28 protein-coding genes are annotated in these 26,716 nt (G+C 68.1%); 17 read left to right on the top strand and 11 right to left on the bottom strand.

The annotated features are described in order from the left end of the window. The first annotated feature begins 199 nt into the window (after window positions 1–199). From ACFFGN_RS30355 to ACFFGN_RS30330, 6 genes are all read left to right on the top strand, one after another. Window positions 200–1,381 (top strand): lytic transglycosylase domain-containing protein, encoded by a 1,182-nt coding sequence (locus tag ACFFGN_RS30355; protein WP_380054640.1) that lies wholly within the window; start codon window positions 200–202, stop codon window positions 1,379–1,381. A gap of 25 nt (window positions 1,382–1,406) precedes the next feature. Beyond that, a complete protein-coding gene (locus ACFFGN_RS30350) occupies window positions 1,407–2,498 on the top strand; it encodes an amidohydrolase family protein (protein WP_380054636.1) in 1,092 nt (363 codons plus the stop codon). Window positions 2,499–2,638: 140 nt separating this feature from the next. After that, window positions 2,639–4,279, top strand: coding sequence for an N-acetylmuramoyl-L-alanine amidase (locus tag ACFFGN_RS30345; RefSeq protein ID WP_380054634.1), 1,641 nt, complete (start codon window positions 2,639–2,641; stop codon window positions 4,277–4,279). A gap of 145 nt (window positions 4,280–4,424) precedes the next feature. Then, window positions 4,425–5,660, top strand: a complete 1,236-nt coding sequence (locus tag ACFFGN_RS30340; protein WP_380054631.1) for a sensor histidine kinase — start codon at window positions 4,425–4,427, stop codon at window positions 5,658–5,660. Further along, window positions 5,651–6,286 (top strand): response regulator, encoded by a 636-nt coding sequence (locus ACFFGN_RS30335; RefSeq protein WP_380054628.1) that lies wholly within the window; start codon window positions 5,651–5,653, stop codon window positions 6,284–6,286. The genes ACFFGN_RS30340 and ACFFGN_RS30335 overlap by 10 nt, the downstream gene beginning before the upstream one ends. Window positions 6,287–6,431: 145 nt before the next feature. Then, the gene (locus tag ACFFGN_RS30330) at window positions 6,432–7,589 is read left to right on the top strand and encodes a S1 family peptidase (RefSeq protein ID WP_380054624.1); all 1,158 of its coding nucleotides are present in this window, start codon (window positions 6,432–6,434) and stop codon (window positions 7,587–7,589) included. A 100-nt stretch (window positions 7,590–7,689) separates the two neighbouring features. Here the strand turns inward: ACFFGN_RS30330 and ACFFGN_RS30325 are convergent, their stop codons facing one another. From ACFFGN_RS30325 to ACFFGN_RS30295, 7 genes are all read right to left on the bottom strand, one after another. Further along, entirely contained in the window at window positions 7,690–8,724 is a 1,035-nt protein-coding gene (locus ACFFGN_RS30325) for a peptidoglycan DD-metalloendopeptidase family protein (RefSeq protein ID WP_380054621.1), read from the bottom strand. A gap of 163 nt (window positions 8,725–8,887) precedes the next feature. Beyond that, window positions 8,888–10,234, bottom strand: coding sequence for an SPFH domain-containing protein (locus ACFFGN_RS30320; protein ID WP_380054618.1), 1,347 nt, complete (start codon window positions 10,232–10,234; stop codon window positions 8,888–8,890). Between the two features lie 32 nt (window positions 10,235–10,266). Beyond that, entirely contained in the window at window positions 10,267–10,461 is a 195-nt protein-coding gene (locus ACFFGN_RS30315; protein WP_380054614.1) for an NfeD C-terminal domain-containing protein, read from the bottom strand. 70 nt (window positions 10,462–10,531) lie between these two features. Further along, window positions 10,532–11,359: a carbohydrate ABC transporter permease gene (locus ACFFGN_RS30310; RefSeq protein ID WP_380054610.1), complete on the bottom strand. Its 828-nt coding sequence runs from the start codon at window positions 11,357–11,359 to the stop codon at window positions 10,532–10,534. Further along, window positions 11,356–12,246: a carbohydrate ABC transporter permease gene (locus ACFFGN_RS30305; RefSeq protein ID WP_380054606.1), complete on the bottom strand. Its 891-nt coding sequence runs from the start codon at window positions 12,244–12,246 to the stop codon at window positions 11,356–11,358. Before ACFFGN_RS30305 ends, ACFFGN_RS30310 begins: the two co-directional genes overlap by 4 nt. Continuing rightward, entirely contained in the window at window positions 12,243–13,529 is a 1,287-nt protein-coding gene (locus tag ACFFGN_RS30300) for an ABC transporter substrate-binding protein (RefSeq protein WP_380054602.1), read from the bottom strand. The genes ACFFGN_RS30305 and ACFFGN_RS30300 overlap by 4 nt, the downstream gene beginning before the upstream one ends. Then, window positions 13,526–14,503, bottom strand: a complete 978-nt coding sequence (locus tag ACFFGN_RS30295) for a carbohydrate kinase family protein (RefSeq protein ID WP_380054597.1) — start codon at window positions 14,501–14,503, stop codon at window positions 13,526–13,528. The genes ACFFGN_RS30300 and ACFFGN_RS30295 overlap by 4 nt, the downstream gene beginning before the upstream one ends. A gap of 94 nt (window positions 14,504–14,597) precedes the next feature. Here ACFFGN_RS30295 and ACFFGN_RS30290 point away from each other — a divergent pair, with 94 nt between their 5' ends. The 11 genes from ACFFGN_RS30290 (at window position 14,598) to ACFFGN_RS30240 (ending at window position 22,971) form a co-directional block, all read left to right on the top strand. Further along, complete coding sequence (locus tag ACFFGN_RS30290; protein ID WP_380054594.1) at window positions 14,598–15,380, top strand: DeoR/GlpR family DNA-binding transcription regulator; 783 nt, start codon at window positions 14,598–14,600, stop codon at window positions 15,378–15,380. Beyond that, window positions 15,377–16,732 (top strand): 6-phospho-beta-glucosidase, encoded by a 1,356-nt coding sequence (locus ACFFGN_RS30285; protein ID WP_380054591.1) that lies wholly within the window; start codon window positions 15,377–15,379, stop codon window positions 16,730–16,732. The genes ACFFGN_RS30290 and ACFFGN_RS30285 overlap by 4 nt, the downstream gene beginning before the upstream one ends. Before the next feature lie 273 nt (window positions 16,733–17,005). Next, a complete protein-coding gene (gene rpsP, locus ACFFGN_RS30280; protein WP_380054588.1) occupies window positions 17,006–17,512 on the top strand; it encodes a 30S ribosomal protein S16 in 507 nt (168 codons plus the stop codon). 5 nt (window positions 17,513–17,517) lie between these two features. Beyond that, entirely contained in the window at window positions 17,518–17,769 is a 252-nt protein-coding gene (locus tag ACFFGN_RS30275; RefSeq protein WP_380055107.1) for an RNA-binding protein, read from the top strand. A 136-nt stretch (window positions 17,770–17,905) separates the two neighbouring features. After that, complete coding sequence (rimM, locus tag ACFFGN_RS30270; RefSeq protein WP_380054585.1) at window positions 17,906–18,469, top strand: ribosome maturation factor RimM; 564 nt, start codon at window positions 17,906–17,908, stop codon at window positions 18,467–18,469. Further along, entirely contained in the window at window positions 18,466–19,659 is a 1,194-nt protein-coding gene (gene trmD, locus ACFFGN_RS30265; RefSeq protein ID WP_380054582.1) for a tRNA (guanosine(37)-N1)-methyltransferase TrmD, read from the top strand. Before rimM ends, trmD begins: the two co-directional genes overlap by 4 nt. A gap of 155 nt (window positions 19,660–19,814) precedes the next feature. Further along, window positions 19,815–20,174 (top strand): 50S ribosomal protein L19, encoded by a 360-nt coding sequence (gene rplS / locus ACFFGN_RS30260; protein WP_380054580.1) that lies wholly within the window; start codon window positions 19,815–19,817, stop codon window positions 20,172–20,174. A 116-nt stretch (window positions 20,175–20,290) separates the two neighbouring features. Then, entirely contained in the window at window positions 20,291–20,929 is a 639-nt protein-coding gene (lepB, locus tag ACFFGN_RS30255; RefSeq protein ID WP_380054578.1) for a signal peptidase I, read from the top strand. Further along, window positions 20,926–21,690, top strand: a complete 765-nt coding sequence (gene lepB, locus ACFFGN_RS30250) for a signal peptidase I (RefSeq protein WP_380054575.1) — start codon at window positions 20,926–20,928, stop codon at window positions 21,688–21,690. The genes lepB (ACFFGN_RS30255) and lepB (ACFFGN_RS30250) overlap by 4 nt, the downstream gene beginning before the upstream one ends. A gap of 262 nt (window positions 21,691–21,952) precedes the next feature. Then, complete coding sequence (locus ACFFGN_RS30245) at window positions 21,953–22,651, top strand: ribonuclease HII (protein WP_380054573.1); 699 nt, start codon at window positions 21,953–21,955, stop codon at window positions 22,649–22,651. After that, window positions 22,648–22,971, top strand: a complete 324-nt coding sequence (locus tag ACFFGN_RS30240; protein ID WP_328992506.1) for a DUF2469 domain-containing protein — start codon at window positions 22,648–22,650, stop codon at window positions 22,969–22,971. The genes ACFFGN_RS30245 and ACFFGN_RS30240 overlap by 4 nt, the downstream gene beginning before the upstream one ends. Window positions 22,972–22,999: 28 nt before the next feature. Here the strand turns inward: ACFFGN_RS30240 and ACFFGN_RS36120 are convergent, their stop codons facing one another. From ACFFGN_RS36120 to ACFFGN_RS30225, 4 genes are read right to left on the bottom strand one after another with little or no spacing between them, the layout of a single operon-like run. Next, on the bottom strand, window positions 23,000–23,536 hold the full coding sequence (locus ACFFGN_RS36120) for a hypothetical protein (RefSeq protein ID WP_512700337.1): 537 nt from the start codon (window positions 23,534–23,536) through the stop codon (window positions 23,000–23,002). Further along, window positions 23,533–24,714: a DNA-processing protein DprA gene (gene dprA, locus ACFFGN_RS30235; protein ID WP_380054569.1), complete on the bottom strand. Its 1,182-nt coding sequence runs from the start codon at window positions 24,712–24,714 to the stop codon at window positions 23,533–23,535. The genes ACFFGN_RS36120 and dprA overlap by 4 nt, the downstream gene beginning before the upstream one ends. Then, entirely contained in the window at window positions 24,711–26,297 is a 1,587-nt protein-coding gene (locus tag ACFFGN_RS30230) for a YifB family Mg chelatase-like AAA ATPase (RefSeq protein ID WP_380054567.1), read from the bottom strand. The genes dprA and ACFFGN_RS30230 overlap by 4 nt, the downstream gene beginning before the upstream one ends. Continuing rightward, entirely contained in the window at window positions 26,297–26,653 is a 357-nt protein-coding gene (locus ACFFGN_RS30225; protein ID WP_380054564.1) for a YraN family protein, read from the bottom strand. The genes ACFFGN_RS30230 and ACFFGN_RS30225 overlap by 1 nt, the downstream gene beginning before the upstream one ends. Window positions 26,654–26,716: the final 63 nt, after the last annotated feature.

Here is a 26,716-nt window from a genome sequence, read left to right as displayed (position 1 = left end):
AAACCGTCGGGTCAAAATAATCATCGCTTCATTGTGTGTGGCACCGCTCCTCGTGGGTGCGGTCGTGACAGTGGCCTCAGGAGGGTCCGGTCCGACCGGATTGCTCTCGGTCGACCGTCCGGTCGCCCCTTCACCCGGTGCCGGCCTCAACAGCGGTGAGTTCGACGAACTGACCATGATCGTCCCGCAACGTCCCGGAGTGGACGGCAGGATTGGATCTGACAAACCGGCTCGAGCTGACGTCCCCGTCCAGGGCGCCACCGATGGCCGTTCCGTTGTCCGCCCCGGCCGTCCCGACGCGATCAACGGAATCCCCCGCGGGGTCTTCCCCGCCTACCGCCGCGCGACCGCCAATCTCGGCGTGATTCGCCCCAACTGTGGTTTGACCTGGCCCTTGCTGGCCGGGATCGGCAAGGTGGAGTCCGCCCACGCCGCCGGTGGCCGAGTCGATATCGCCGGCACCACCCGCGGCCGGATCCTCGGCCCCGTTCTGAGTGGCAAGGGCGGTACGCCGTTGGTGCTCGACACCGACAAGGGCCGGTTCGACCGGGACACCTTCTACGACCGGGCCGTCGGCCCGATGCAGATCATTCCCTCCGTCTGGGAGGAGTACGGCGTTGACGGCAACGGCGACGGGTTCGACAACCCCAACAACGTGTACGACGCCGTCACCGCCGTCGCGATCTACCTCTGCGCCGAGAACGACGACCTGAAGAACCCGCACGACCTGGTGAAGTCCCTGCTGAGGTATCACCACTCCAAGGACTTCGTCGCCACCGTGCTGCGCTGGATGCGGGTCTACACCCGCTCGGCCGTGCTGATCCCGAACAAGACCGGCGAGGTGCCGACGGCCAAGCGTTCTGGCAATGCCGAGCGCAAGGTGGATCCGACCGTCGTGCCGGAGATCGAGGACGACAAGGTCCAGACGACGGCCACGCCGAAGCCGACAGCCACGCCGACCACCAGCACCCAGCCGACCCTGCCCACCCCGTCGAAGCCGACGCTGACGCCGGATCCCATTCCGACCACCGACCGGCCGACCAGGCCGACGCCGCCGACCGCGACGCCGACGCTGCCGACGATTCGCCCGACCAAGCCGACGCCGACCCCGACGCCGACTCCCACCCCGACCCCGACGCCGACGCCGACTCCCACGCCGACGCCGACGCCGACCCCCACCCCGTCCACAACTCCGACCGAGAACCCCACGCAGGACCCGACCCCCAGCCATACCCCCGCCTCGGCGCAACCCTGCCCGGCGGGCACGGCGACGCAGGAGAACGACCCGAGCCCGTGCCCGCAGACCGCGGGAACCACGGCTCACGGTGAACCGGCGGCGGCCACTCCGGCCACCGGCGGTCACGACCTGCTCGAGTACTGACGAGCCGAACGGCTACGGTCTGAGCATGACCTCAGTAGTCAGGCTCACCGGCGTCGTTCTGCCGTCAGGTGTTCAGCAGGAGCTCTATCTCAGCGGCGGGCTGGTCATCGACCGGCCCGCCGCCGGTAGTGGTGCCGACGTCACCACCGTCAGCGAGGGCGGCTGGATCCTGCCCGGCCTGGTCGACGCCCACTGCCATATCGGCCTGGACCAGCACGGCGCTGTGGACGCCGAAACCCAGGAGCAGCAGGCGCTCCAGGACCGCGCCGCGGGCGCTCTGCTCGTCCGGGACGCGGGGTCACCCGCCGATACCCGATGGATCGACGACCGGGAGGACCTGCCCAAGATCATTCGGGCCGGCCGGCACATCGCGCGCTCCAAGCGCTACATCCGCAACTACGGCTGGGAGATCGAACCCGCCGAGCTTGTCGCGTATGTCGAACAGGAGGCCCGCCGCAGTGACGGCTGGGTCAAGCTGGTCGGCGACTGGATCGACCGGGAGGCGGGCGATCTGACCCCGTGCTGGCCGGCCGAGGCCCTGTCCGCGGCGATCGCGCGGGCGCACGAACTGGGTGCCCGGGTCACCGCCCACGTCTTCGGCGAGCACGCGATGCCGGATCTGCTCGCGGCGGGTATCGACTGCATCGAGCACGGCACGGGTCTCTCGCCGGACCTGATCGACCTGATGGCCGCGAACGGCACCGCCCTGGTCCCGACCCTGCTGCAGCTGGAAAGCTTCCCGACGTACGCCGAACAGGCCGAAGGCAAGTTCCCGGGGTACGCGGCGCACATGCGCGACTTGTACAACCGCCGGATCCCGACCCTGCAAGCCGCGGTCGAGGCGGGCGTGCCGGTGTTCGCCGGAACCGACGCCGGGGGAGTGCTGTCGCACGGCCTGGTGGCCGCGGAGGTCGCCCAACTCACGACCATCGGCATGAGCTCTGCACAGGCCGTCGCGGCCGGTTCCTGGGCGGCGCGCGAGTGGCTGGGCGTTCCCGGCGACCTGGCCGTGGGCTCTCCGGCAGATATCGTCGTGTACGACGCGGATCCGCGGCGGGACGCGAAGGTGCTCGCGCATCCGAAGCGCATCATCTTGCGCGGCCGAGTGGTCGCCTGAGGCGGGACCTTTTCGACTGAGGTGCAAAAGCACCCTCGATTCGGCGAACTAACGGAAAAAATTCACTTAACTACTGGCAGTATCGGAAGTTTTTGCCCTATCGTCGCGGCAAGCCCCTCAGCCGTAAGGGAAGGAATCCCATGGGTAAGACCGCCCGACTGCCCAGAATGACCGCGGTGCTCGCAGCCGCAGCCGCAGGCGTGATCGCCTTCAGTGGCATGTTGCCCACCACGGCGGCACCACCGCCATCCCAATCACCCGTCGTGCCCGGGGGCGAGCTGGCGAAGGCCTTTGCCGCGGCCGCCGACCACTACGACGTACCGCGCGATCTGCTGGTCGCGCTCGGTTATGCCGAGTCCCACCTGGACGGTCACAAGGGCCGCCCGAGCCAGGCCGGCGGCTACGGAATGATGCACCTGGTCAGCAACCCGAACAACCGGACGCTGTCCGAGGCGACCAAGCTGACCGGTCTGCCGACCGAGCGGGTGGCCAAGGACTCCGCCGCGAACATCGCGGGCGCCGCCGCCGTGCTCGACTCGTACGCCGACCAGGCGGGCCTGACCGAGGCGCAGCGCGACGACGTCGACCACTGGTACCAGGTGATCGCGCAGTACTCGCACTCCGCCGACCTGGCCACCGGCAAGCTGTACGCCGACGAGGTCTACCGCCTGCTCGGCGCGGGCCTGACCGTCCGGACCGGCGAGGGCGCGGGCATCACCGTCGCCCCGGCGAAGGTCGACCCGGAGCGCGGCAAGTACGCGACCGCCTCCTCGATGGGCACCATGGCCGTCGACTACCCGGGCGCCATCTGGAACGCCGCGCTCAGCAGCAACTACACGGTCGCCAACCGGCCCACCAGCAGCGCGATCGACCGGATCGTCGTGCACACCACCCAGGGCTCGTACGCCGGCACCATCAGCTGGTTCAAGGACTCGCGCTCGAAGGTGAGCGCGCACTACGTGATCCGTTCCAGCGACGGCCAGATCACCCAGATGGTCCGGGAGAAGGACGTCGCCTGGCACGTGCGCAACGCGAACAGCCGGTCGATCGGCATCGAGCACGAGGGCTTCGTCGACAACCCGTCCTGGTACACCGACGCGATGTACCGGGCGTCGGCGGCGCTGACCAAGAACATCGCCGAGCGCCGGGGCATTCCGAAGGACCGCACGCACATCGTCGGTCACGTCGAGGTGCCGGGCAACGATCACACCGACCCGGGTCCGCACTGGAACTGGAACTACTACATGCAGCTGGTCAACGGTGGCGGCGGCAACCCCGAGCCGGAGTACAACTTCACCACCTACGGCTCCGGCGTGAACGTGCGCTCCGACGCCAAGGTGACCGCCTCGATCGTCACCACGCTGCCCGGCCCGACCCGCGTTTTCGTCGTCTGCCAGAAGGAGGGTGACGCCGTCACCGCCGAGGGCACCACGAACCGCTGGTGGTCCAAGCTGCGCGACCAGAACGGCTACATGACCAACATCTACATCGACCACCCGGATGCGCAGCTACCCGGCGTGCCGGTGTGCGGCACCGGTCAGACGATCAATACGACCGGTACGAACGTGAACGTGCGATCGGAGCCCACCACGGCCTCGACGGTGTTGCGCGTCCTGCCGGGCGCGACCACCCAGGTGGCGGTGTGCCAGGCGGCCGGCCAATCGGTCACCATCAACGGCGTCGTCAACAGCTGGTGGGCCAAGCTCCAGGCCGGTGGCTACGTCAGTAACCACTACGTCAGCGGCGCCAACCCGAAGATCGCTGGTCTCGCCGACTGCTGAGGCGAAAGTACGTGCACTGGCCGGCTCGCGCTCCGCGAGTCGGCCAGTAGCCGTTTCTGGGGTGGCTACGATCCTGTCTGCGGGTCTGCAAAAGGTGGAGCCTGCTGTACTGCGCCGGGCAGGGACGTCACGGGAGGATCGAGCCATGTTGACCACGATCCTGACCAAGGGCCTGCGGGCCTGCCGGTACCTGGTGGGCAGGTTCGCCCTCGGCCTGGCCGTGCTCGCCCCCTTGCCGCTGTTACTGCTGTTCGGCTGGGCGATTCCCGAGGCCCGGGCGCTGGTGGTGCGCGTGGCGAACGCGGAACGGTCTCGCGCCGCCGCGTACCTCGGCCGTCCGGTGGGTGCGGCATTGCCGTCCGCGACGGGCCGCGGGTTCGGTGACCTCCGCGGTATCACCCACGACCGGTCGGTACGGCGAGCGCTGGCGGTGTTGCCGATCGCTGTCCTCGGTATTCCGGCCGTCTTGCTCGGCCTGTCCGGCGCGCTGGCGGTGCCGGGTTCGGTGATCGGCATGTGCCTGTGGTGGATCGATCCGGGCAACTTCACGCTGCTCGGTGTCGGCGTCGACAGCTGGCTGGAGGCTTTCACGCTTGGGCCTGGCCAGATCCTGGTCGGCCTGTTGCTGCTCGGCTGGTTCACTCCGGCCATCGCGAAGGCGCACGCCAAGCTGACGGTCGCCGTACTCGCGCCGAACTCGGCCGACCTGGAGGCGGCGCGTCTGACCGCCCGGGTCGAGGAGCTGACCCGGACCAGGGCCGGCGCGGTTGGTGCCCATGGCGCCGAACTGCGCCGGATCGAGCGGGACCTGCACGACGGCACGCAGGCGCAGCTCGTCTCCCTGGCGATGCGGATCGGTATCGCGAAGCAGACCATGCTCAGCGATCCGGAGAAGGCGGCGGCGATGCTCGACGACGCCCGGGACGGCGCGGAGCAGGCGATGACGGAACTGCGCGGCGTACTGCGCACGATGTACCCGCCGATCCTGGCCGACCGGGGGCTGGCCGGGGCCGTCTCGGCACTGGCCGCGCGCTGCCCGGTGCCTACCCAGCTGCGCCTCGGCGAACTCGGGGTGGTGCCGGCTCCGGTGGAGGCCGCCGCCTACTTCGTGGTGGCCGAATCCCTCACTAACGTGACGAAACACGCCGCCGCCGGACACGTCGACGTACGACTCGAACGGCGCGGGCACGAGCTCTACCTGGCCGTTACCGACGACGGTATCGGCGGTGCCGCCTTCGGCCCGCAGGCCGCAACCGACGGCGCCCGCGGCAGCGGCCTGAACGGGATGCGGCACCGGGTCCAGGCGATCGACGGCCACCTGGAACTGGCCAGTCCCATCGGTGGCCCGACGACGATCGAGGTGATCATGCCGTGCGAGTAGTGATCCTGGAGGACAACCCGATCCTGGCGGAAGGCCTCAGCCTGCTGCTCGGTAGTTCCGGATTCGAGGTGGCGGCCGTCGCGACCGAGACGGCCGAGTTCGCCAAGGCCGTGGCCGAACACCACCCGGACGTGACCGTGGTCGACGTTCGGCTGCCACCCACCTTCACCGACGAGGGCCTCCGGGCGGCGATCGAGGCCCGCCGGCAGCACCCGGGTCTACCCGTCCTGGTCTTCTCGCAGTACGTCGAGGAGGTGTACGCCTCCGAACTGCTGGCCGCCGGCAGCGAAGGCGTCGGGTATTTGCTCAAGGACCGGGTCTCCCGCGTGGACGAGTTCCTCGACGCCGTACGGCGCGTGGCGGCGGGTGGCACCGTGCTCGATCCGGAAGTCGTAAGCCAGTTGATGGTTCGCCGGAGCAGTCCGCTGGAGCGGCTCACGCCGCGCGAACGCGAAGTGCTCGGGCTGATGGCCGAAGGGCTGGGCAATACCGAGATCGCCGAGCGGCTGGTGGTGAGCGAAGGCGCGGTGCACAAGCATGTCGGCAACGTGTTCCTCAAGCTGGATCTGCCGGTGAGCACTGGGCATCGCCGCGTGCTCGCCGTACTGGCGCATCTCGGGTTGTAGGCCCGCACCGAAAACGGGAAGCGATTTCCTGGTTCCGGAACTGACAACGTCAGCCATCCAGCCCTTGACGAGCTGTGTCCGGTACACCACTCTGTGTCCAGAGAGCGCTCTCATCGCCCCCGCCCGTAGGTGAAGGAGAGTCCGAATGCGCACCAAACGCAGTCTGCGGATCGTCGTGTCCGCCGTCCTGGTCATGAGCCCCGCCCTGGTTCTGGCCACCCAAGCATCCGCCGCCACCAGCCCAGAGCCAGGGCCGGCTCTAGCCGCGCCCAGGCAGCTCGACGCTCTGCAGCAGGATCTCGGCCTCACCAAGGCTCAAGCCGAGCAACGCCTCCGGATCGAGGGCGTAGCCATCAAGGCGGCGCCCAAGGCTCAACGAGCGGCCGGTACGGCCTTCGGCGGCCTCTGGTACGACGAGGCCAAGCAGAAGCTCGTAGTCGGCGTGACCGACCAGAGCAAGGCTGACGAGGTTCGAGCGGCTGGAGCCGACGTAGTGCTCGTCAAGACGACGGCAGCCGCTCTGGACAAGCAGAAGGCCTCGGTCGACAAGCTGGCGGGCACGAGCGTTCCACGCGCCGTCAGCGGCTGGGCGGCGGATCCGCGTACTGGCAGCGTCGTGATCAACGTCCAGGCTGGTAAGCGTTCCGAGGTCGTCGATGCCTTCGTGGCCAAGGTGAGCAAGGCCGGGCCGGTCGTCGTACGTGAGGTTGATGCCAAGGCCCCGCGGACCTTCGCGGCCGGAACCGTTGGCGGCGACCCGTACTACACGGGCAACGTCCGCTGCTCGATCGGATTCTCGGTGCACGGCGGCTTCGTCACGGCCGGGCACTGCTCGGGCGTCGGCGCCGCCGTGTACGGCTGGGACCGGTCGCGGATGGGCACGTTCCGCGGCTCGTCGTTCCCCGGCAACGACTATGCCTGGGTGCAAACCGGCTACGGCTGGTGGACCGTACCGGTCGTGCTCGGCTGGGGCCAGGTGAACGACCAGCTGGTTCGCGGGTCCTGGGAGGCGCCGGTGGGTACGTCGGTCTGCCGCTCCGGATCGACCACGCACTGGCACTGCGGGCACATCCTGGCCAAGAACGAGACGGTGAACTACGGCAACGGCCAGCTCTTCTACGGCGCCACCAAGACCAGCGTGTGCGCGGAAGGCGGCGACTCGGGCGGTTCGTTCATCACCGGTGACCAGGCCCAGGGCGTCACCTCCGGCGGCTGGGGCAACTGCAGCAGCGGTGGCCAGACCTGGTTCCAGCCGGTCAACGAGATCCTGAACGCCTATGGACTCGCCCTGCACACTGCCTGACCGTGTGACCGCCTGACGGCCGTCGGCGTCCGGAGAGCCCTGGTGCCACAGGCTCGCCGGACGCCGGCGGTTTCAGCAATTCACTTTCAGCGAGAGCGGTTCAGCAATTGGGTACGCCGGGCAGTTGGTTGTCCGGATGATCGATATAGATGTTGGTCATGAAGCCGTTCTGATCGCGCAGCTTTGCCCACCAGTTGTTCGTGACACCTTCCGCGGTGACGGTGTCGCCTTGTTTCTGGCAGAGCACCCAAACCGTGGTCGGCCCGGTGAGCGTGGTGACGATGGCCGCGGAGGTCCTCGCGTCGGCCCGCACGTTCACGCTCGATCCCCAGGTCTGGAACTGCACACCCGCGCCACAGATGGGTACGCCGGGTAGTTGTGCGGCTGGATGATCGATGTAGATGTTGCTGATGTAGCCGTTCTGGTCGCGCAGCTTCGACCACCAGTTGTTGCTGGTGCCTTCGGCGTTCACGGTATCGCCCTGCTTCTGGCATTGCACGAAGACCGGCGTCGGACCGGCCAGCGTGGTGACGACCGAGGCGGAGAGTCGCGCGTCGGAGCGCACGTTGATGCCGGAGCCCCAGGTGGTGAAGTTCGTGGTACCACTTCCGCCGCAGTTGTCGCTCGTCAGGTGGTACGAGCCGTAGGAGCCGGGGTACGCGAGCGCGGTGCCGTTGATGCGGATGTTCTGGCCGACGCCGTTGTAGAGCTGCTCGTAGTGGATGTGGGGACCGGTCGAGCCACCCGTCGAACCGGTGGTGCCGATCCGTTGGCCCTGTGCGACGGACTGGCCGTTCGAGATGGAGAAGCTCGACAGGTGGAAGTAGTACGTCTTCCAGCCGCCGCCGTGGTCGATCACCACGTAGTTGCCGGCGCCACCGCCCTGGTAATGGCGAGTGGCCGTTCCGGCGGCGGACGCGACGACCGGCGCGCCGTTCGTCGTACCGCCGTCGGAGCGGATGAAGTCGAGCGCCCGGCGGACCTCCGCCGAGTGATGGCTGTAGGTCCAGCGCTGGTTACAGCCGAAGGGCGCTTTGAAGTTGGGCGCGGCCTGAGCCGCGGTCGGCAGGGCCACCAAGGTGGCGGCGCCGACGGCGAGTGTGGCCAGCAGGGTGATGAAACGTCTGAGCGGCACGGTGATCAGTCCCTTGGGCAACGGTCACGAGCGGTGACGCCCGCGACTCCCACAGTGATAGTGGAAGCAAGCTAGCGCACCGCTCGTGACTTAGGAACCGTCTTCTTTTGTACCGGGTAGGTTTCTACCGTGGCAGGCGTTTCCCTTTGCTCTGCAGGGAAAACTACGCCTCGTCCTGCACCGGCGTCAGCGGCTTCACGTCCGCCTCTTTGGTGTTGAGCGAGTCGATCAGCTGCTTGGCCAGGGCGAAGCCGGAACCGCCCATCGTGATCGTCTTCACCAGGGTGTCCTCGATGCCCTGGGCACCGTTCAGCACGACCATGTTGCCGACCTTCTCGAACGAGCTGGCGGCGGCGCGAACGATATCCGGGTAGGCCTCGGCCAGCTGCTGGGCGACAACCGCGTCGGTGTTGGTGGCCAGCGCCTCGGCGCGCGCCTTGATACCGGCGGCCTCGGCCCGGGCCTTCGCCTCGATGGCGGCGGCCTCGGCGCGACCGGTCAGCTCGGTCGCCTTCGCCTCGGCCTCACCGCGCAACTGGACCTCACGGGCGTTCGCCTCGGCGGCGGCGATCTGGGCGTCGCGAGCCGCGGCCGCCAGCGTGCGCTGCTTGTACGCCTCGGCGTCGGCCGGCTTCAGCACGGTGGACTCGAACTGCTTTTCCGCCAGCGAGGCGTTCAGCTTCGCGGTCTCGGTCTCGGCGATGACGACCTCCTGGCGGGCCAGGGCCTCGGCCAGCGGGCCGGACTGGCCGGCCTTCGAGTTCGCCTGGTCGACCTCGGCCTGGTAACCGGCCTGGGCGATCGAGCTCTCCCGCACGGCGGCGGCCTTCGCGGCGGCGGCGACCTGCTCGCGCTCGGTGGCCTCGCGGTCCCGCTCGGCCTGCGCGATCCGGGCCGCGGCCTCGACGGCGGCGGCCTGCGGACGGCCCAGGTTCTTGATGTAGCCGGACTCGTCGTCGATCTCCTGGATCTGCAGCGAGTCGACCACCAGGCCGAGCTTTTCCATGTCGCCGGCCAGCGAGCCACGGATGTTGGTGGTCAGCGTCTCGCGGTCGTGCAGCATCTCCTCGACCGTGGTGGAACCGACGATCGCGCGCAGGTGACCGGCGAAGAGCTCGTGAATCGTGTTCATCACCTGCTGGTCGCTCTGCTCCAGGAAGCGGCGGGCGGCGTTCGCGATCGAGCCGTAGTCGTCACCGACCTTGTACGCCGTGACGCCCTTGATGTGCAGCGGAATGCCCTGGCTGGACACGCAGGTGACGGTCAGCGGGGTGGCGCGGATGTCGAGCGGCAGCCGCCGCACGGTCTGGAAACCGGGCAGCACCGCCGTGCCGCGGCCGACCACGATCTTGAAGCCGAGCGTCTCGTTGATCTGCTCCAGGCTGGAATGCGCGCCCAGACCCGAGATGATCAGCGCCTCGTTGGGCTCCGCCACCCGCCAGACCAGCCGGAACAACAGAATGAGTAGCAGGAACGCGGCAGCGCCCACACCGATGTACGTCCAGAGCATTTCGGGCCCCTCCAGGCTTTACGAAGCACAGATCAGATTGCGCGAGCGACATAAACGGTGCGTGGCGGGTTGTACTCCACGACCACGATGGCCGTGCCCACCTCGATCACCTCGTCGACCGCCGGGTAAGCGTAGAAGGCCTCGGTGGCACCGCGCACCGGCAGCATCACCTCACCGACCTGTCCGGGCGCGATCCGCCCGATCACCCGCCCACGCTTCCCGACCATCAACGTCCCTCCGACGCAACCCACCCCACAACAGTTCCCGCAGCCTATCGGGTGGTTGGGACAGTTCCGCTCAGCCGCGAACGGCGCCTTCGGTGGCTCCCTTGATGAACTGCCGGGCGAACGCGACGAAAACGATCACCAGCGGGATCATCGCCATCAGTGCACCGGTCATCAGCATGCTGTAGTCGACACCGTGGCTGCGGTTCAGCTGGGACAACGCGACCTGCAGGGTCAGGTGGTCCGGGTTCGTCAACACGATCAACGGCCACATGTAGTCGTTCCAGGAAGCGACGAACGTGAAGATGCCGAGGAAGGCCAGTGCCGGGCGAGCCGACGGCAACGCCACGTGCCGGTAGACGCCGAGGAACCCGCAGCCGTCCAGGGTGGCGGCTTCGACCAGTTCGTCGTGGATCGAGTTCTGGAAGTACTGCCGCAGCCAGAAGATGCCGAACGCGTTCGCGGCACCCGGGATGATGAGCGCCTTCAGTGAACCCACCCAGCCGAACAAGGCCATCGTCTGGAACTGCGGGATCACCGCCAGTTGAGCCGGCAGCAGCATCGTGGCCAGCAGGATCACGAACAGCGCGTTCCGGCCGGGGAAGCGGAACTTCGCGAACACGAAGGCCGCCAGCGAGTCGAAGAACAGCACCAGCACGGTGGTCGACACGGCCACGATCAGGGTGTTGCCCATCGACTGGAAGAACGCCACGTTGTCCAGCACATGCCGCACGTTGTCGTCGAACTGCGAACCGAAGCTGAGCTTGGGCGGGAACCGGTAGATGTCCGCCGTGGTGTTGGTTGCCATCACCAACGTCCAGTAGAACGGGAACAGGCTGATGATCAGGGCCGCCAGCAACAACAGATGCAGGGTGATACCGCGAACTCGTTGCCTGCTCATCGCACCGCCCTGCCGCGCACGAGGCGCCAGTTGATTGCCGTGAACAACAACACGAGCATGAAGATGCTGAGCGCGATGGCCGCTGCATAGCCGTAGTCGTTCTCCAGGAACGCCGACCGGTAGAAGTACATGACCGCGGTCAGGCCGGTCTGCCCAGGACCGCCGGTGTTGCCGACCATGACCTGCGGTTCGGTGAAGGTCTGCAAACCGCCGATGGTCGACAGGATCACCGTGAACAGCACGATCGGCCGCAGCTGCGGCAACGTGATCGAGCAGAAGGTACGGATCGGCCCGGCGCCGTCGACCTTGGCCGCCTCGTACTGCTCGGTGGGAATCGCCTGCAGTCCGGCCAGGTAGATGATCGTGTTGTAGCCGGTCCACTGCCACACGATCATCGTGGTGATCGCGATCCGGATGCCCCACGGCTGCCCGAGCCAGTCCTCGGTCGGTAGCCCCAGCGAGCGCAGTACGCCGTTCACCAGGCCGAAGTTCGTGCTGAAGACGGCCGCGAAGAAGATCGCCATCGCCACCAGCGAGGTGATGTTCGGAATGAAGTAGGCGATCCGGTAGACGCCCTTGAACCGCACGGCCGAGTGCAGCATCACCGCCAGTACCAGCGCGATCGACAGCGTCGGCACGGTCGACATCACGAACAGCACGACCGTGTTCCACAGCGACAGCCAGAACGTGCTGTCCGCCAGCAGGAACCGGAAATTGTCCAGGCCGACCATCTGCCGTGGCCCGAACCCGTCCCACTTCTGGAACGCCAGCAGGATCGTCGAGGCCACCGGATAAAGCCCGAACACCCCGAACAGCAGGTAGAACGGCGACAACGCCAGGTAGAACCGCCAGTACGACCAGACCCCGCGTCCGGCCTGGACCGTCACTGCACGCCCTGTCGTTTGGCGATCTGCTTCGCTTTGGCGACGGCCTCCTGCCAGCCCTGGTCCGGCGTCTTCTTGCCCACCTGCACGGTCTTCAGGGCATCGCCGTACGCCGCCGCGAGCGCCGCGTCGGCCGGGGCCTCGTACGCGACCGGGATGTCCTTCGCGGCCGGCCCGAACACCTCGATCGGGACCTGGCCGCCGAAGAACGGGTCCGCCGCCTTGAGCTGCGCCTTCTCGTACGCCGCCGGGGCCGCGGGGAAGATCGTCGCGTCCGCGTAGGCCTTCGCCTGGTTGTCCGGGCTGAGCAGGTACTTGATCACCTCGAAGGCCTTCGCCGGATCGGCCGCCTGCTTTGTGATCGCGAGGAACGAGCCGCCGTAGTTGGCAGGGCCGTCCGGTGTCGCCGCGAGCCGCCACTTACCGGCGCTGGTCTTCGCGGCCGCCTTGAGGTCGAGCGACAGCCAGGCGGCGCCGATGATCGACGGGACCGTGCCCTGGTCGAGACCCGCGTTCCAGTCGGGGGAGCCGCCGGCGGTGCGGGCGTCCACCTTGGTGGTGATGGCCTTCGTGGCCAGGTCCCAGGCGCGCTTGATGTGGTCGCCGTCGCCGATGAACTTGTTGTCCTTGTCGATGTAGCGATCCTTGCCCTGGCCAACGATCAGGCTGTAGAGATCGGCGGCATCGGAGACGATCAGGGCCTTCGGATTCGCCTTCTTCAGCTCGAGCCCCGCGGCCAGGTAGTCCTCCCAGGTGCCGAGTTCCGCCGCGACCTTGGCTGGGTCGGACGGCAGCCCGCCCTTGGCGAAGACGTCCTCGCGATAGAACAGGGCGGTCGGGCCGATGTCGATCGGCAGGCCGAGCAGCTTGCCGTCCAGCGTGGTGGCCTGCTTGACCTTCCACTCCAGGTAGTTCCCGATCACGTCGCCGGCGCCGAGCGTGTTCAGGTCGACAAAGCGCTCCGCCTGCGGCAGGAACGCCGCGATGTCCTCGCCCTTCAGCCCGGTGATGTCCGGAATGTTCGTACCGCCGCTGAAGGTGGTGATCAGCTTCTGCTTGAAGTCACCGCCGATCTCCGACGCCTTGATACCGGCGTCCGGGAAGTGCTGAACGGTCTCGCCGAGCACGGTCTTGCTCAGGCCGCCCGGCCAGCACCACAACGCGAGTGAGCCGGTGGCGTTCTTCTGCGTGGTACCGCCGCCCATGCTGGACGAGCAACCCACGAGTGAGCCGCCGCCGAGAACGGCCGCCATTGCCCCGATGAACGTGCGACGCGAAAGTGTCATGCTCTGCCTTCTTTCTGGCCTGGTTGACCGAGGTGGTCTCCGAGCCGTTCGAGGAATGCGTACCGCTCGTCGGTGCTGTCGCGCCTCCAGGCCGCGACCTCGCCCCGGCGTGGAGCCGCGTCGGCCCCGCCCAGTCGGGTGACCGAGAGCGCGGCGACGAGATTGGCGAACAACACCCGCTCGGTCAGCGGAAGCCGCCAAAGCGTCGCCGCGATGAAACCGGCCGCGAACACGTCGCCCGCGCCGGTGGTGTCGACGGCCGCCACCCGCACCGCCGGTACGTCGACGCGCTCGCCGGTGCCGGCGTCGATCGCGAGAGCGCCGCGCCGTCCGTCCGAGATGACCGCCATCGGTACGCGCTCGGCCAGCCGTTCGAGGGCTTGAGCCGGAGTCGTCGTACCGGTGTAGTGCATCGCCTCGTCCGCGTTCGGCACGAAGACGTCGACGTGTTCGAGTTGAGCCAGTACGGCCGGATCCCAGCGCTCGCTCGGATCCCAGCCGACATCGGCGAACACCAGGCTGCCGTTGGCCCTTGCCTTCGGCAACCACTCGTTCGGCCACGGCCCGATGTGCGCCGCCACGGCCTCGCCGTACGGCGGAGCGGCCAGCAGGTCGTCGCCCGACAGCGGGGGAGCGCCGCCATGGGTGACGAGGGCCCGGTCTTCGTCGTACGCGAGGGCCACCGTCAGCGGAGTGGCCCAGCCGTCCACCCGCGCGGAGCGGCTGAGGTCGATGCCCTCGTCGTCCTGCAGCGTGTGCCAGAGTCGGTCGCCATGGTCGTCGGCGCCGAAACAGGCGGCGAGACCCGTGCTGATGCCGAGGCGGGCGAGAGCGACCGCGAAGTTGGCGATGCCGCCCGGGCTTTCGGCGTACTGCGTGGCCCAGACCTCGGTGCCGGGCTTGGGAGCGGTCGGCAGGCCGAAGACCAGGTCGTGGAACAGCAGTCCGGAGACCGTGACGGCGGGTTGAGTCATCGCTTCAAGCTCTCGCATAGTTGATCAAACTCTTGCGGTCAGTCTGAAGTGGATGAGCAAACTACGCAATACCCACGCAGATCTCTGATCGAATATGACGGAGTTTGCGTGGTACGGTCTCTCTGTGTTGCCACAGCAACGGCAGGATCAGATCGTGCGCGCGCTCCGGACCGATGGCGCGGGCGGTGTCAAGGTGCTCGCGGCCAAGCTCGGGGTCAGTGAGGCGACGATTCGCCGTGACCTCGAGCAACTGCACGAACAAGGCCGGCTCACCCGGGTGTACGGCGGCGCGCTCGCGGTCGACGACGGGGATGACCCGTTCGCCGAGGTCGCCGTGGTGCATGCCGCGGAGAAGGACCGGATCGCGGCGCGGGCCGCCGAACTGGTGGCCGACGGCGATTCCGTGCTGCTCGACATCGGTACGACGGCCCTGCGGCTCGCGCAGCACCTGCACGGCAAGCCGATCACCGTGGTGACCAGCAATCTGGCCGTGCTGGAGGAGTTGCAGCACGACGACGCGATCGAGCTGATCGTGCTGGGCGGATTCGTGCGGCGCAGCTACCGATCGCTGGTCGGGTTCCTCACCGAGGAGTGCCTCAAGCACATCCACGTCGACTGGCTGTTCCTCGGTACCAGCGGGATCCGGCCCGACGGGCGGGTGATGGACAGCACGATGATCGAGGTGCCGGTCAAGCGCGCGATGATCCGGGCCGCGGACCGGGTGGTGCTGCTGGCGGACGCGACGAAGTTCCCGGGGCACGGTGTGGCCAAGGTGTGCGAACCCGGCGAGCTGACCATGGTGGTGACCGAACCCAGCGCCGACGAGACGACCCGCGCGCACTGGACCGAAGCGGGTGTGGAGGTGGTGCTGGCGTGAGGTTGACGATTCTCGGCGGCGGGGGATTCCGCGTGCCACTGGTGTATCAGGCGTTGCTGTCGGATCGCGGTGAAGGCCGGGTGACCGAGGTCGTGCTGTACGACGCCGATCGCGCGCGCCTGTCCGCGATTGGCGCGGTGCTTCGGCAACAGGCGCGAGCCGCCGGTGTGGAGAAACCGCCCGTCGTGACGGAGACGACGTCGCTGGACGAGGCGCTACGCGGCGCGGACTTCGTCTTCTCGGCGATCCGCGTGGGCGGTTTGGAAGGCCGGACCATCGACGAACGGGTCGCGCTGGACCTCGGCGTACTTGGCCAGGAGACCGTCGGCGCGGGCGGTATTGCCTACGGATTGCGGACCCTGCCGGTGGCGACGGCCGTCGCGCAGCGGATCGCGGCGCTCGCACCGGGAGCGTGGACGATCAACTTCACGAACCCGGCCGGCATGGTCACCGAGGCCATGTTGCCGTACCTCGGTGACCGGGTGATCGGTATCTGCGACTCGCCTTCCGGCCTTGGCCGTCGCGCGGCGCAGGCGCTGGAGCTGGATCCGTCGCAGGTCTACTACGACTACGCGGGGCTGAACCACCTCGGCTGGCTGCGCGGACTGTACTTCGACGGCGTGGACCGGTTGCCCGAGTTGCTGGCCTCTGACGAGCGGCTGGGGTCGTTCGAAGAGGGGCGGTTGTTCGGGCCGGAGTGGCTGCGGAGCCTTGGTGCCATCCCGAACGAGTACCTGCACTATTACTACTTCGCCCGGGAGACCCTCGCGGCCGTTGCCGGAAGCAAGCAGACCCGCGGGGCCTTTCTGCAGGACCAGCAGTCGGCGTTCTACGCGGAGGCCGGTCGGCATCCCGAGCTGGCGCTGGAGGCCTGGCAGCGAACCCGGGCCGAGCGCGAGTCGACGTACATGGTGGAGAGTCGCGAGGTGGCCGACGCGGGTGAACGCGACGAGCGGGACATGTCGGCGGGTGGTTACGAGCAGGTCGCGCTGAGTCTGATGCGGGCCATCGCCCACAACGAACGGGCCTCGCTGATCCTGAACGTGCGCAACCGGGGCGTGCTGAAGCACCTCGACGACGACGCGGTGGTGGAGATCCCGTGTGTGGTGGACGCCAACGGTGCCCGCCCGACGCCGGTCGGCGGGACTCAGCTGACGGACCACCAGGCGGGCCTGGTCTGCGCGATCAAGTCGGTCGAGCGGTCGACGATCGAGGCCGCCACGACCGGATCCCGTACGGCGGCGATCCGGGCCTTCGCGCATCACCCGCTGATCGACTCGGTGACCGCCGCGGGCTCGCTGCTGTCGGCGTACGCCGGGCATCATCGGGAGCTGGGCGCGTTCCGGCTCTGAGCTCTTCGGTCCAACGCTTGCCGGGCCGGCTGCTCCGGCGCTCCGGACTAGCTGCTCCGGCGCTCCGGGGCTGGCTGGTCTGGCGCGCTGCGGGCTTCGGTGGCAAGTTGGCCAGTTGGCGGGTGGTCTGGCAGAATGTCGGGCTGAGTCCGTCCGGATCTTGTGCAGCCCTCTAACTCCACATGCCGGCCGGCCCATCGAGCGGTCCTGGTGTTGTCCCCACGATGCCCACGCCGCTCACTCAGACAGTATTCCAAGGGAGACCCCACAAACGTGGCAGTCAAGATCCGTTTGAAGCGCGTCGGCAAGAAGCGTGCGCCGTTCTACCGCATCGTCGTGATGGACGCCCGCAACAAGCGGGACGGTCGCGCCATCGAGGAGATCGGCAAGTACAACCCGAAGGCCGAGCCGTCGTTCATCTACGTCGAGTCCGACCGGGCGCAGTACTGGCTGAGCGTCGGCGCGCAGCCGACCGAGGCCGTTACCGCGATCTTCAAGGCGAGCGGCGACTGGCAGAAGTTCAAGGGCCTCGAGGCCCCGGCGCCGCTGCGGGTCAAGGAGCCGAAGCGGGACAAGCTGGAGATCTTCAACGAGGCCCTCGCCGAGGCGCACGGCACCGCGAAGACCGAGGCCGTCACCGCGAAGAAGGCCCCGGCCAAGAAGAAGGCCGACGCCGCCAAGGCTGACGAGGCTCCCGCTGCCGAGGAGACCCCGGCTGCCGAGGCTCCGGCTACCGAGGCTCCCGCCGCTGAGGCGACCGCGGACGAGGCCAAGGCCTGACCGTGGTGGAGACCGAGGCGCTCGAGCACCTGGTGCGTGGCATCGTCGACAATCCCGACGATGTTTCGGTCCGGGCCCGCAATCTGCGGCGCGGACGCACCCTCGAGGTGCACGTGCATCCGGACGACATCGGCAAGGTGATCGGCCGCAACGGCCGGACGGCGACCGCCATCCGGACCGTGGTGGGCGCGCTCAGCAGTGAGTCGTCCGTGCGGATCGACTTCGTCGACGAGTTCAACCGGCGTCCGCGCCGCTGATCTCGGCCAGCTTCACACTGAGGGCCGCACCCGCTCCGGCGGGTGCGGCCCTCAGCCGATTCTTCTTCAGCGTTTTGTGCCTCCAGCGTTTTGTGCGTTCAGTGTTTTTGTGACTAGGTAGAGAGTGGGACCAGCGGTGCAGGTGACTGTCGGCCGGATCGGCCGGGCGCACGGGCTCAAGGGTGAGGTCGGGATCGAGGTCCGGACCGACGAGCCGGAGCGGCGGTTCGCCGTCGGCGCACGGCTGACCACGGAGACCAAGCCGCCGCGGACTCTCACGGTGGAGGCCTTCCGCTGGCACGGCGAGCGCCTGCTGGTGCGGTTCGAGGGCGTGCCCGACCGGACCGCCGCCGAGCAGCTGCGCAACGTGATGGTGCTGGCGGAGACGCCCGAGGGTGAGCAGCCGGAGGACCCGGAGGAGTTCTACGACCGCGACCTGGTCGGCCTGCCGGTGCGGACCACCGAGGGCGAGCAGGCCGGCGTGGTGACCACCGTCGTGCACCTGCCGTCGCAGGACCTGCTGGAGATCCGCCGTCCGAGCGGCCAGACCGTGCTGGTGCCGCTGGTCGCCGAGCTGGTGCCCGAGATCGTGACCACGCTTGGACCGACTGAGGGCTACGTCATCGTCGCGGACCGCCCGGGCCTGCTCGACCCCGAAGGCGCGGAGGTAGTACCGACGGACCCGGGGGCCTCGTCGTGAGGCTGGACGTCGTCTCGATCTTCCCGGAGTACCTGACGGCGCTAGACATCAGCCTGGTCGGCAAGGCGGCGAAATCCGGCCTGCTGGACGTCCGGGTGCATGACCTGCGCGAGTGGACGCATGACCGTCACCGGACCGTGGACGACTCGCCGTACGGCGGTGGCGCCGGAATGGTGATGAAGCCCGAGCCGTGGGGTGAGGCCCTGGACGCCATCGCTCCCGCCGAAGGCCCGTCGCAGCCGCGGCTGATCGTGCCGACGCCCGCGGGCCGTCCGTTCACCCAGGAGCTGGCGTACGAGCTGGCCGCCGAACCGTGGCTGGCGTTCGCCTGCGGTCGGTACGAGGGTATCGACGCGCGCGTGGCGTCGTACGCGGCTGACCGGATGCAGGTCGACGAGGTCTCCATCGGTGACTACGTGCTCAACGGTGGCGAGGTGGCCGTGCTGGTCATGGTCGAGGCCATCGCGCGGCTCCTGCCCGGGGTGATCGGTAATCCCGAGTCCCTGGCCGAGGAGTCCCACTCGGGCGGCGGCCTGCTGGAATACCCCGTCTACACGAAGCCCCCCGCCTGGCGCGGGTACGCCGTACCCGACATTCTCCTGTCGGGGAACCACGCCGCCATCGCCTCCTGGCGCCACGACGAGTCCGTACGTCGTACAGCCGAGCGCCGACCGGATCTCCTGGCGGCCTGGGGTAGTGCCGCCAGCTCGGCGGACGAGGTTCGGATCCTCCCGGCGACCGCTGATGACGCTGGGGAACTCCTGACGCTCCAGCGCGCCTGCTACGTCCAAGAGGCCCAGGTGTACGGCGAACTGGGCATCCCGCCGCTGCTGGACGGCGTAGCGGAGGTTGAGGCGCGTCTGGCGAGTAGTGCCGCTTGGAAGGCCGTCGCGGGCACGAGGATCGTCGGGGTCGTCTACGTGGTTGTAGCCGATGACGGCGAGTCTGCCGAGATCAACCGCCTGATGGTGGCTCCGGACTGGCAGGGCCGGGGAGTCGGCAAGCGGCTGCTCAAGCTCGCTGAAGACGCTGCGCCCGCCTCGGTGACGACGTACAAGCTGTTCACTGGAGCGCGCAGCGAGAGCAATCTGCGGCTCTACGCCAAGGCGGGGTACCGGGAGACCGGTCGCGAAGCGCAGACCCCGCTGGTGGAAATGGTCCACCTGGCCAAACGTCGCCGCCGGCGCTGATTTCGCCGCGCCTGGGCCGGTGTGGCAAACTTGGTCGCTGTTGCCGAAAGGTGCTCCTGCCACAGGGGGTGACCACCGGACGGCACGTCCTTGAGACTTCTCACCACCGAGCATTTCGTGGGTGACCTGTGGCACGCGCGAGAAAGAGACACCTGATGACCAACGTCCTGAACGAGCTCGACAACGCGAGCAAGCGCGACGACATTCCCGACTTCCGTCCCGGTGACACGGTCAACGTGCACGTCAAGGTCGTCGAGGGCAGCCGGTCCCGCGTCCAGGTCTTCAAGGGTGTTGTGATCCGTCGGCAGAACGGTGGCCTGCAGGAGACCTTCACGGTCCGCAAGGTCAGCTTCGGCGTCGGCGTCGAGCGCACCTTCCCGATCCACACCCCGATCGTCGAGAAGGTCGAGGTCGTCACCCGCGGTGACGTCCGTCGCGCCAAGCTGTACTACCTGCGTGAGCTGCGCGGCAAGGCTGCCAAGATCAAGGAGAAGCGGGACATTCCCGCCTCCTGATCGCGGTCGACGAACCCAGCATGTCGTCGCACGCCGGGACCAGCCCGGCGGCGACCGGCAGGGGCAGGCACCGGCGAGCGCGCCGGCGCTCGCGTCATGGCCGGTTGCTCAGCTTTGTGATCGAGACGCTCACCGTCACGGTCCTCGCGCTGGCCATCACCGTCGGCCTGCGGCTTTTTGTCGCGGAGGCCTTCTACGTGCCCTCGGAGTCGATGTACGGCACGCTCACCAAGGATGACCGCATCCTGGCGGAGAAGATCAGCTATCTGCACCGCGACGTCGAACGCGGCGACATCGTCGTGTTCGCCGATCCCGGCAACTGGCTCAACGAGCAGCAGCCGGAGCCCGGGCCGCTGCGCAAGGTCGGCGAATTCGTCGGCATCCTGCCCCGAAGCGGCACCGGGCACCTGGTCAAGCGGGTCATCGGTATCGGTGGCGACCGGGTGATCTGCTGCGACCTGAAGGGCCGGATCACCGTGAACGGCATTCCGCTCGACGAGGAGTCCTATCTCGCCGAGGGCGCGAAGCCGTCCACGCAGCGCTTCGACGTGCGCCTGCCGCCGAAGACGCTGTGGCTGATGGGTGACAACAGGAGCGCCTCGGCGGACTCGCGTTCGCATCTGGGCGGTCCCGGCGGGGGATTCGTTCCCGTCGACGACGTGGTTGGCCGGGCCTGTTGCGTAATCTGGCCCTCTGACCGGATGACGAAGCTGCGTCCTCCGGAAACCTTCGAGAACCCGGGGCTGAAGAAGTGACTGAGACGGCGATCAAAGAACCGGCCAATTCACCCCGCTCGGGGCTCGCGGCCGCCGCCCGTGAATTCGTGCTGATCGTGGTCGGGGCGCTGATCGTCTCCTCGATTCTCCGGGCCTTCGTCGGCCAGATGTTCATCATTCCCAGTGAGTCGATGCAGAACACCCTCGTCATCGGCGACCGCGTCGTGGTGGAGAAGATCACCGAAGCCGAACGCGGTGACGTGATCGTCTTCGAGGATCCGGGCGGCTGGCTCGGCGCCGAGGAAAGCGGTCAGAAGCGAGGTTCGGTCGGCCGTTTCTTCGAGGTGGTCGGCCTGCTGCCCGACTCGAGCCACGGTCACCTGATCAAGCGCCTGATCGGGATGCCCGGCGACAAGGTCGTCTGCTGCGACAAGCAGGGCCGTCTGATGGTCAACGGTCAGCCCCTGGAAGAGTCCAGCTACCTGTTCCCGGGTGACGCGCCGTCCGCGATGGAGTTTCAGGTCACGGTTCCGGCGGGCAAGGTGTTCGTCATGGGCGACCACCGTTCCGCTTCGGGCGACTCCCGGGTGCACCTGACCGACACCGGCGCGGAGGGTACGACGCCCGGCGACGCGGCGTTCGTACCGTTCGACAAGATCACCGGCCGCGCTGTCCTGGTGGTCTGGCCCGCGAGCAACTTCTCGAAACTCGGCCGGCCCGACACCTTCAAGAACGTGCCCCCCGCGGTCGGCCCAGCCCCCGCCAAACCCGTCATCGCGCTCACCCCGCCACCAAAGTGATTCCCATCGTCGGCACAGTGAGCCAGCTCGACGCGGTTCGTCGGGTTGGCAGGGTCAGCCGGGTCGCCGCGCTTGGCCGGGTCAGTCGGGTCGGCGCTGCTCGTCGGGTCGGCATGGCTGGTCAATTCGGCGCGATTGGTCGGGTTTGCACAGTGGGTTGGATCGGCACGGTGGTTCACCGGCGGGGGATAGTGGGTCCCGTGGTGGGCACACTGGGCGGTGGAAGGCAGCGTCGGAGGAACGAGGCGTTCGGAGGACGGCGATGACCGTGATGCCACGCGGCAGCACGATCCGGCGCGATGCCGGCATCTACGGCTACGAGCGCGCCCTGCGCCGCGCCGGACTCGACCCGATCGCCGGTGTCGACGAGGCGGGCCGTGGCGCCTGCGCCGGTCCACTGGTCGCGGCCGCGGTGATCCTGCCGGACGGCAAACGCGGTCAGATCCCCGGTCTGGCCGACTCCAAGCTGCTCACCGCGAAGGCCCGTGACCGGGTCTACGAGGAGGTCCGCAAGCGCGCACTGGCCTGGTCGGTCGTTTCGATCGAGGCCGCCGAGTGCGACCGCCTCGGCATGCACGTCGCCAACGTCGAGGCCCTGCGCCGGGCCTTGTTCCGCCTCGACACCCGTCCGTCGTACGTGCTGACCGATGGTTTCAGCGTCGACGGCCTCGGTGTTCCCGGCCTGGCCGTCTGGAAGGGCGACCGCGTCGCCGCCTGTATCGCCGCCGCCTCCGTCATCGCGAAGGTGACGCGTGACCGGGTGATGGCCCAGATGCACGAGCTTTACCCGCGCTACGACTTCGACATCCACAAGGGATATTGCACGCCTGAACACCAGGCCGCGCTGGACGAACACGGTCCGTGTCCAGAACATCGTCGGCGGTTCGAGAATGTCCGCCGCAGCCTGCGGCCCGATATGGGACAGAATGTGGGCAGTCCCGCCGGAGTGGAGAGCCGATGAGTGCTGACGACCTCGAGAAGTACGAGACCGATATGGAGCTGCAGCTCTATCGGGAGTACAAGGACGTCGTCGGGATCTTCAAGTACGTCGTGGAGACCGAACGGCGCTTCTACCTGTGCAACGCCGTCGACCTGAAGGTCCGGACCGAGGGCGGTGACGTCTACTTCGAGGTGACGATGGCCGACGCCTGGGTCTGGGACGTCTACCGCTCAGCGCGCTTCGTCAAGAACGCGAAGGTGGTCACCTTCCGGGACGTCAATATCGAGGAGCTCTCGAAGTCCGACCTGGAAGTCCCCAAAGACTCCGACTTCGGCCGCTAACCCAACCCGGAGTCCGCAGCTGCCACGTTCAGGCGGCTGCGGCTCCGTCGGCAGCTGCGGCTCTGTCTCCGCCCGCTGCCGCTGCGGTGCTGGGGTCTTGGTGGCTCTCGGAGGCCTCGACGCGGTCAATGACGGCGTGAGGTGGGTCGAGCCAGCGGACTACGGTCTTGCCCCCGTGCCCGTGGACCCGGATCACCGCTTCGATCTCGGGAAAGACCGCGGTGCAGGGTGTATCCCCGGGCCACCGCAACGCCACCGAGCCATCGCTGAACTCGACGCCTTCGGCGACCCACCCCACCCCGCTCACCCTCGACACATCCACCAACCGGTCAAGCACAAACCGCCGCCCAGCACCGGCCCCGGCCGTTCCGTCTAGCTGAGGGAGTGCGCCGCCCGCAGCGTGCCCGCTCGCCTCCCGCCGCGCGCTGCCACCGTCCTGTCCGATTCCGGCCCGGCAGTCCGGTCTGAGGTGTCCGGTGGTCGCTGGATGTGTGGCGACCGATGGTTCGGAGGCCGTGCGGGTTGGTTCGGTGGTGGCGTGGATGGGTTTCGTGCTGGTGGTCATTGGTTTGTCCTGTGGGATTTGGAGAGGCGCCAGCGGTCGGCTAGGGGTTCGACCAGGTTGGCGGTGGCGAGGTGGGTGAGGGCGATTTTCACTACTTGTGGTTCCAGGCCTGCCGTTCGGCTGATGCTGGTGAGCGTGGCGGGGACCACGACAGGTACGGCGTCGAGCACCCGCAGTTCGTCCGGGGTGAGGCCGTCGGAGGGGCGTTGGGGACCACGCCGCGGTTCGGCCAGGTGCGATCCGTATGGCGCGACGGCTTCCAGAATGTCCGAGGCGCTGGTGACGAGGAGGGCGTTCCGTTCGCGGACCAGGAGATGACTCCCCTCGGACTTCGCGGAGGTGATCGGCCCCGGCACGGCGAGCACTGGTCTACCGCACTGCTCGGCCCAACCCGCCGTGTTCAGGGCGCCGCTGCGGACGGCGGCCTCGGTGATGACCGTGCCCAGGCTGAGCGAGGCGATCAGCCGGTTCCGTGCGAGGAACCTGAGCCTGGTGGGGGAGCAGCCCGGAGGTAGTTCGCTCACGATCAGGCCTTTTTCGAGAATCCGGTCGAACAAGGCGTGATTGCCCTTCGGATAGCTCACGTTCACCCCGCAGGCGAGCACGGCGATCGTCGTACCCGAGGCGGCGAGCGTTCCGCGATGGGCCGCCGCGTCGATGCCGTACGCGCCGCCGGATACGACGGTCATGCCCTTGTCGGCCAGACCAGCCGAGAGTTCGCCCGCGACGTGCTCGCCGTACGGCGTACAGGCGCGGGCTCCGACCACGGCGATGGACTGCTCGAGCAACTTGCGCAGGTCGGCCGAACCACGCACCCAGAGCCCGAACGGAACGCCTCCGCGGCGGCTCAACTGCCCGGCATCCGCCAGCACCTCGATCTGGTCGGGCCATTCGTCGTCGCCAGGGATGACGAATCGGTAGTGCGCCTTCAGGGCGTGCCGAAGTTCGTCCTCCGGGCGAGCTTCGGCGACTCGGGCGGACCACCGCTCGACGTCGGGACCCCCCGATTGAAGTCGATGCCAGATCTCGACCGGGCCCATACCGTCGAAGGTGGCCAGCGCGGCCGGATCACCTGGCTCGATCACGCGGGACAGCCCGGCCCTGGCGATCCGTTCCGCCTCGCGCCCCTCATCGGTGGCTGCGGCGGTATCGGTGGTGTCGGACGCTGTGGCAGTCATGCGGATCTCCGGATGTCGCGGTGGTTGCCTGGCGGGATAAGGGGTGCGCCGGTGCGGAGCTGGAGGGCCGTCGCAACGGTCTCCTTCGTGGGGCGAGGGGCACTGGTCAGGTCTGCGAGGGTCCAGGCGAGGCGGAGGGCCCGATCGAAACCGCGGGCGCTGAGCTTGCCGGCGGCGTACTTCTCCTCGAGTTCCTCCAGCCCTGCCTGGTCTGGCGGATGGTCTCGACGGAGAACCGGTCCAGGCACTTCGCTATTGAGGCGCCAGTCATGCCCCTTGAAACGGTGACGCTGGCGGTTCCGTGCTTCGGCCACGCGGGCCGCAACCGTGGCGGTCGACTCGCGGTCTTCCTTGCTGTCGGCGAGTTCGACGCGCGTGGACGGCATGACCGCCCGGACGATGTCGATCCGGTCGCGGATTGGGCCGCTGATGCGTTCGCCGTACCGGCGGATGGTGTGCTGGCTGCACGAGCACAGACCGCCGGGCACTCCCGCCATGCCGCAGGCACAGGGATTGGCCGCCAGCACGAGCAGGAACCGGGCGGGAAATTTGCCCACGGCAACTGCTCGGTGGATCTCGATCATGCCCGACTCCAGCGGCTGGCGGAGGGTGTCGAGCGTGAGGGGATGCATTTCGGCCGCTTCATCCAGGAACAAGACTCCGCGATGAGCGCAACTGATCGCACCGGGCCGCGGCATACCCGACCCGCCGCCGACCAGGCTCACCAGCGAGGCGGTGTGATGGGGCGCGATGAACGGCGGACGGGTGACGAGTTGGGCCTCGCCGCCTGACATCAGTCCGGCGAGGGAGTGAACGGCCGAGACCTCCAGGGCGTCGGAGGTGTCGAGATCGGGCAGCAGCCCGGGTAGCCGCTCGGCCAGCATGGTCTTGCCCGCGCCGGGTGGACCGTGCAGGAACAGGTGATGACCACCGGCCGCTGCCACCTCGAGCGCGAGCCGCCCGTCCTTCTGTCCGGCGACGTCGGCCAGGTCCAGGTCGGGCACGCGACGAGTCAGGCTGTCGGAGGTCAAACGTGGCTCGGCGCGGGGCGGCTCCTCGTCGGGGATCTCCTCGCCACGCAGCAGCGCGAGGACCTGGCGAAGCGAACGCACCCCGAACACGGTGATGTCCGGCACCAGCTTGGCCTCATTCGCGTTCAGCTCGGGCACGATGATCGCCTCGAAGCCGGCACCGGCCGCGGCCAGCGTCATCGCCAAGGTGCCGCGGATCTCCCGGACCCGACCGTCGAGGCCGAGTTCGCCGATCAGGGCGGTTCGGTAGAGCCGATCGGCTGGGAGCACCCCAACGGCGCCGAGAAGCGCGCAAGCGATGGCCAGGTCGTAATGGGAACCGGCCTTGGGCAACGTGGCCGGGGACAGGCCGATCGTGAGCTTCCGGAAGGGAAACTCCTCGCCGCTGTTGACGACGGCCGCTCGCACACGATCGCGGGCCTCGGTCAAAGCCGCGTCGGGCAGGCCGATCAGTGTGGTTTTGGGCAATCCGCTGGCGATGTCTGCCTCGACCTCGACCAGATGGCCCTCCAAGCCGACGAGCGCGATGGCCCAGGTCCTCGCGAGCGACATCAGGCCACGCTCCGCAGGTGCTCCACGACGACCTCGCCGTTCGGCGGCGAGATCACCCCGATCACGTCGATCCGGACCTGCTCCGGATGCACCTCGTGTTCCTGCAACCAGCGCCCGGCGAGTTGCCGAAGGCGGGCGAGTTTGCGATAGGTGATCGTCTCCAGGGGATTGCCGTAGCCGACGCCCCGCCGGGTCTTCACCTCGCAGATCACCAGGCATGACCCCTCGCGTGCGACGATGTCCACCTCGCCGAGGTCACACCGCCAGTTCCGCTCCAGGATCGAGAACCCCTGCTCGACGAGATAGCCCGCCGCGAGGTCCTCGCCGTACTGTCCGACCGCGTTCGTGGTCCGCATCGAATACCACCTCCGGCAGAGAAGATGCCGTGATCTGCGGGAATTCGAAGCAGCCGATTTCGA

It is taken from the genome of Kribbella deserti (genome assembly GCF_042434725.1).
Taxonomy (GTDB): Bacteria; Actinomycetota; Actinomycetes; order Propionibacteriales; family Kribbellaceae; genus Kribbella; species Kribbella deserti.
The sequence above is the reverse complement of the archived record's forward strand: the minus strand, read 5'-3'. Positions and strand labels throughout refer to the sequence as shown.